Genomic DNA, 4,976 nt, shown 5'->3' on the forward strand with positions numbered 1-4,976 from the left:
CCCTCCACGACGAGATCGTCCGGCTCACCCGCCTTGTCGGCGATCTGGAGACCCTCGCCGCAGCCGACGCCGCGCGGCTGACCATGCGCCACGAGCCCGTCGACCTCGCCGACGTCGCCGCCCGGGCAGCAGCCTCGGTGCAGACCCCGGCTGTGGACGCTGACCTCGACGTCCACACCGAGTTCACCACCGCGCCGGTCCAGGGCGACCCCGACCGGCTTCACCAGGTGGCGCTGAACCTCCTGAGCAATGCGATCAAGTTCACCCCGCCGGGGGGTCGGGTGACCGTCACCACCCGGGCCCGCGACGGGATCGCGGAGCTCCTGGTCGACGACAACGGCCCGGGCGTGCCACCCGACGAGACCGCCCACCTGTTCGAGCGGTTCTCCCAGGGCGAGCTCGGCAAGGCAGCCGGGGGGTCTGGCATCGGGCTGGCCGTCGCGACGGAGCTCGCCACCGCCCACGGCGGCACGCTCACCGTCGATTCCAACGCCGCCGGCGGCGCCCGCTTCACCCTTCGCCTACCACGATCCACTCCCGCCGGATGACCGTCACCGGGAACGGCCGGGGACGGTGCCCGGCGGCCAGGTAGACACCTCCGAGCAGGGTGTCTTCGCACCTGGTGTCGGAGGTCGCGGCCTGGACCGCCTCCCACTGGCGGTGTCCCGGTAGGCCTCTGAGACCCCGAAGCGCCGGTTGAGCGCCGACGACAACCGGACCAGCCACTTTCGGCCAGCCCTCCGGGTCCCGCAGGCCCGTGACCGAGATCCGTCCGTCGGCCGGGAGCTCTCCGACCAGCCGGCGGATCACGTCGCCGTAGTCGGGCGGCATCTCCACGAGGACGCCATCACCGCCGACGTCCCCTCCGGCAGCCGGTACTCCGCGATGTCACCGATGACGAGTTCCACGTCTCGCACACCCGCACGGTCGACCCGCCGACGGGCACGAGCGAGCATCGCCTCGGGACAGGTCGACACCGACGACGCGCCCCGTCGGCCCGACGGCCCCGGCGAGCACCCGCAGGTTCCGACCCGTTCCCGTGCCCAGGTCCACCACGGTGTCGCCCGCCGCCAGCCGCAAGGACGCGATCGCCGCATCAGCGAACCGGGAGGCCCCGACCGCCCCACGTCCAGCCGAACAGCGCGAACGCCGCGAGCCCCGCGAAGGTCGACACCGACAACCATGCGCACAACCGCGCCTCGGCCGCATCCGCGATCACCAGCCGCGAGCCGATGGCCTCACCAGCTCGTCGCTTGGCCCACGCCAGCCACGGCATGACGACGATCGACGCCCGTCAGGGCGATCCCCACCACGCTCGTGTCGGGCGTCTCGTTGCCGAGCAGCCGCAGGAAACCCCTCGGGGGTCACGTGGGCGGCCCAGGGCGAAGAACGTCAGCGCGATGAACCTCAGCGCACGCCGCTCCTTGGCCTCGTCGACGTCTCCGCCGCGGAGCTCCGCGAGCAGCCGGTGCAGGACCACCCCGGCAGCGGCGACCTCGATGCCCGAGTCGATGCCGAACCCCACCAGCGACACGAGGCTGGCCGCCAGGCCAGCCGCGACCGCGACGACCCCCTCGACGACGTTGTAGCCGATCGTGAACTGCTCGAGTCGAACCGCCCGCCGTGCCGGCCCCTCCACCTGCGTGCTCGTCGCCGTCACGGCCGTGCTCCGTCGCCGCCAGCAGCTCCTCCGCCGCGGCCAGCACGGCCAGCACCTCATCACCCACAGCCAGGGAGTTCATCGTCGCCCGACCCTCCGGCCGGGACGTGATCAGCCCGCAATCGCGAAGCACGCGCAGTGGGCCGACACCGTCGACGGGGCCAGACCGAGCCGCCGGGTCAGATCCACCACCCGGTGCTCGCCCGTCGCCAGCAGTCGGAGCACCTCCAGGCGGACGGGGTCACTCAGGCTCCGGAACAGGCACGCCGCTTGCGCTCAGCGGGGTCGTCTCGTTATCGGTAGGCGCCGCCATCATCGGCATATGGCGATGCTAGACCGGGACGTTCCTGCCGCAGGCGATCGCGGACGGTTGGTTCCCGCGTTCGGGGGCTCACGCACTGACGGGCGGGGCCTCAGCCGACGCTCCGGGCTGTCCGCGCGGGCGGCCTCGATCTCATCCCAGCTCTTCTCGTCGTCATGGGGTCCTCCTCAGCGCGCTATAGAGCCCGGCAGGCGTGCGGCGTTGCCAGACCGCCAACCTGAGTCATACTAATAGGTATGACTCACAAGGTCGGCCCGAAGGGACAGGTCGTCATCCCCAAGAACCTCCGTGACGAGTTCGGCCTCGAACCGGGCGATGAGGTCACGTTCTGGCGTGACGGCGACCACGTCGCCGTCCGGCCGATGCGGTCCACGCAACCGCTCAAGGGCCGGTTCGCCGGAAGCGCACTCGTCGATGAGTTGGATCGCGAGCGTGCGGCCGACCGCACGCGCGAGGACCGCAGGTGACCGTCGTCCTCGACTCCTGGGCGGTCCTTCGACTGCTGGAAGGCACAGAGCCTGCCGCATCCCGTGTCCAGGCCGAGTTGGACGGCGACATGAGTCCGGTGATGAGTTGGATCAACCTGGGCGAGGTCTTCTACATCGTCCGACGCCTGCACGGCCACGATGCGGCGCAGTCGGTCGTGCGTGACCTGCGGCCGCGACTTCACCTGGACGTCCCAGACGAGGAACGCGTGCTCGCTGCCGCGACGATCAAGGCAGATCACCCGATGGCCTACGCCGACGCCTTCGCTGCTGCGACGGCAGTCGAGCACCAAGCCCCCCTGCTCACAGGTGACCCTGAGCTGCTGCTGCCCTCAGCGCCGTGGTCGTACGAGGATCTCCGCACCAGCTGACGCATCCAGGCCCCCGGTAGGGCGGCTCCCCCACGCGGGCGGTCACCAGGTAACCCCGGGTGTGCAACCGAAGTGCCGGGCCAGGGCATCGGCCACCGCGAGGTGGGGTTCTCCGGTCGTGTCGTGGCTGATGGAGTACAGCGTGTCACCGCAGACGGACGTGACCGCCGGGAGGCCGTCGCCGTCGCCGGGGTCGACCCGTCCCCCGGTGAGGTCGACGACACGCGCCGCCACCCACCCCTCAGCCATGGCGAGGCCTTTGCTCCCTGAGTCATCACCGCGTGTCGTGGGATGTCGTCCGCTTGGCTCCCTGTTTGGCTCCCTGGGGCGGCTCAGCCAGAGCTGCCCTTCGGCGCAGTGATCAGGCGCTGAGGTCGACGAACCTGAGGCTCAGCTCGACACCGAGGGCATCAGCGATCCGGTCCAGCGTCTTGAGGTTCGGGGAGACGTGGCCGCCCTCGAGGCGGGCGATGGCGGACTGGGTGGTGCCGACCATCTCCGCGAGCTGTTGCTGGCTGAGACCGCGCGCCTCACGGAGGGCACGGATCTCACCGGCGAGGCGGATCGCCCGCCCTGCCTTCTCATAGCCCCGCCCACGCTCCGGACTTTCCGCGCGGGCGGCCTTGATCTCATCCCAGCTCTTCCTCGTCGTCATGGGTCCTCCTCAGCGACATGGCCCTGTTCGATGCACCGCTGCATGGCCGCTTCGGCCCGTTGCACCTCGCGGCGCTCGCGTGCGCGGGTCTTGGCGAACACCGTCAGCAACACGATGCGGCGCCCCGGTGGCGATGTAGTAGGTGATGCGCACCTGACGACGGCCCAGGAAGAACCGCAGCTCGCGCAGCTTGCCACTCAGCTGGCGGCTGAACGGTTCCGTGAGGTGCACGCCCTCGTCGGCCAGGAGATCGATGTAACGCTCCACCTGACCGAACTCGTTGTCGACGAGGGATGCCAGCCACTCTGTGACCTCCGGTTCCAGCTCGACGGTCCCCCAGGGCATAGCGTCAATGCTATAGGTGCTCGCAGCGGGCCGGAAGGGTCTCGCCGGTGGCAGTCGCACCAGGGTTACGCGGCGACGGCCGCTCGGTGCATCAGGTCCGCTTCGAACGCGACCGCGTCCTCGATCGCCTCCTCGGTCAGCTGCGGGTACAGGCTGATGATCTTGGCCGCGGTGAGATCGCGTTCGTGGACGAGGCTGGCCACGGTGGCCGAGGGGATGCGTGACCGGCTGACGCAGGGCTCACCACCCATGACGCTCGGGGAGATGTACGTCCACGTGCTCGGCTCGATCAAGTCCGGCCCGTGGGTCGGACGGTCGTTGACGCCGTCGACACGTTCGGTCAGGTCGAACGGATCGAGCACGGCCAGCGCCTCGGCAAACGCCTGCTGCCCGGTGAGGAGGTCGGTCTCCTCCCCGTCGATGATCAGGCCGCCGGCGATGTGGACCTTCGTGTGCTGGAAGTCCGGCTGGGCGAGCAGTTCGCGCAGCTTGGCGACGTGGGCCGACGCGAGGTCCCGGTCCACGCCGTGATGGCGCATCCTCGCGAGCAACCGCAGGAACACCAGATCGCGGTACGACCATGCCATCGGCTCCGCGCCTTGACCCCCGCCCGGCACACATACGGCTCGATGTCGCGGATCCGTTGACGGCGGTGCCGTCGCAACGCTGCGACCCAGGCGTCGTGGGCGATCTCCTCCGCGACTGCCACATCAGCGCACAGCACCCAGGCCAGACGAACGGTGCCGGCATGGGCGCGTCGGTAGACCTCGGTGAAGGCCTCGTCCACCCCCAGCCCTTCTGCCGTCGTCAGTGAAGCCATCATCTCGCACACGCACAACCCCCACGAGAGGTTGCCCTACAGGCCGGCAACGGAGTCGCCGCATCTGCGGGCCGCCAGTCCTGTGAGAACGGCTGCTCGGCCAGGGTTGCCGGCAGCGCAGATCACATGCTGAGGACGAGTCGTTCCTCAGGTTGCGCGGTGATCTCGGCGATCAACTCGAAGTCCTTGTCGAGGTGCAGGATCGTCAGACCCGTCAGCTCGGCGGTCGCGGCGATCAGCAGGTCCGGGATCGACGGTGCACGGTGATGGCCCCGATCGGCGAGCAGCGCCTGCACCTGCTCAGCTCGTTCCTCCATG

The 4,976-nt window shown here is 69.8% G+C and carries 11 protein-coding genes and 1 pseudogene; 3 read left to right on the top strand and 9 right to left on the bottom strand.

The genetic code is table 11. The annotated features are described in order from the left end of the window. Positions 1-548, top strand: a 548-nt coding sequence (locus ACEQ2X_RS17940; protein ID WP_370327221.1) for a sensor histidine kinase, incomplete at its 5' end; no start/stop codon positions are given. Positions 549-888: 340 nt separating this feature from the next. Here the strand turns inward: ACEQ2X_RS17940 and ACEQ2X_RS17945 are convergent. From ACEQ2X_RS17945 to ACEQ2X_RS17960, 4 genes and pseudogenes are all read right to left on the bottom strand, one after another. Continuing rightward, the gene (locus ACEQ2X_RS17945; protein WP_370327231.1) at positions 889-1,089 is read right to left on the bottom strand and encodes a methyltransferase domain-containing protein; all 201 of its coding nucleotides are present in this window, start codon (positions 1,087-1,089) and stop codon (positions 889-891) included. Positions 1,090-1,096: 7 nt separating this feature from the next. Next, positions 1,097-1,276, bottom strand: coding sequence for a hypothetical protein (locus tag ACEQ2X_RS17950; RefSeq protein WP_370327232.1), 180 nt, complete (start codon positions 1,274-1,276; stop codon positions 1,097-1,099). 18 nt (positions 1,277-1,294) lie between these two features. Continuing rightward, entirely contained in the window at positions 1,295-1,660 is a 366-nt protein-coding gene (locus ACEQ2X_RS17955; protein ID WP_370327222.1) for a hypothetical protein, read from the bottom strand. Between the two features lie 10 nt (positions 1,661-1,670). After that, a pseudogene (locus ACEQ2X_RS17960) lies at positions 1,671-1,921 on the bottom strand (ArsR/SmtB family transcription factor); the annotation flags it as partial. Positions 1,922-2,218: 297 nt separating this feature from the next. On the opposite strand from ACEQ2X_RS17960, the gene ACEQ2X_RS17965 reads away from it, so the two are divergent. Next, complete coding sequence (locus tag ACEQ2X_RS17965) at positions 2,219-2,449, top strand: AbrB/MazE/SpoVT family DNA-binding domain-containing protein (RefSeq protein ID WP_370327223.1); 231 nt, start codon at positions 2,219-2,221, stop codon at positions 2,447-2,449. After that, positions 2,446-2,838, top strand: a complete 393-nt coding sequence (locus tag ACEQ2X_RS17970) for a PIN domain-containing protein (RefSeq protein WP_370327224.1) — start codon at positions 2,446-2,448, stop codon at positions 2,836-2,838. Before ACEQ2X_RS17965 ends, ACEQ2X_RS17970 begins: the two co-directional genes overlap by 4 nt. Before the next feature lie 42 nt (positions 2,839-2,880). Here the strand turns inward: ACEQ2X_RS17970 and ACEQ2X_RS17975 are convergent, their stop codons facing one another. From ACEQ2X_RS17975 to ACEQ2X_RS17995, 5 genes are all read right to left on the bottom strand, one after another. Further along, the gene (locus ACEQ2X_RS17975; protein ID WP_370327226.1) at positions 2,881-3,087 is read right to left on the bottom strand and encodes a hypothetical protein; all 207 of its coding nucleotides are present in this window, start codon (positions 3,085-3,087) and stop codon (positions 2,881-2,883) included. A 112-nt stretch (positions 3,088-3,199) separates the two neighbouring features. After that, positions 3,200-3,493, bottom strand: coding sequence for a helix-turn-helix domain-containing protein (locus ACEQ2X_RS17980; protein WP_370327227.1), 294 nt, complete (start codon positions 3,491-3,493; stop codon positions 3,200-3,202). A gap of 9 nt (positions 3,494-3,502) precedes the next feature. Continuing rightward, positions 3,503-3,838: a type II toxin-antitoxin system RelE/ParE family toxin gene (locus ACEQ2X_RS17985; protein ID WP_370327228.1), complete on the bottom strand. Its 336-nt coding sequence runs from the start codon at positions 3,836-3,838 to the stop codon at positions 3,503-3,505. Positions 3,839-3,903: 65 nt separating this feature from the next. Continuing rightward, positions 3,904-4,425, bottom strand: coding sequence for a DUF433 domain-containing protein (locus ACEQ2X_RS17990; RefSeq protein WP_370327229.1), 522 nt, complete (start codon positions 4,423-4,425; stop codon positions 3,904-3,906). Between the two features lie 355 nt (positions 4,426-4,780). Beyond that, the coding region (locus ACEQ2X_RS17995; RefSeq protein WP_370327230.1) for a PIN domain-containing protein at positions 4,781-4,976 on the bottom strand (196 nt) is incomplete at its 5' end.

This window comes from Euzebya sp. (genome assembly GCF_964222135.1).
Lineage (GTDB): Bacteria > Actinomycetota > Nitriliruptoria > Euzebyales > Euzebyaceae > Euzebya.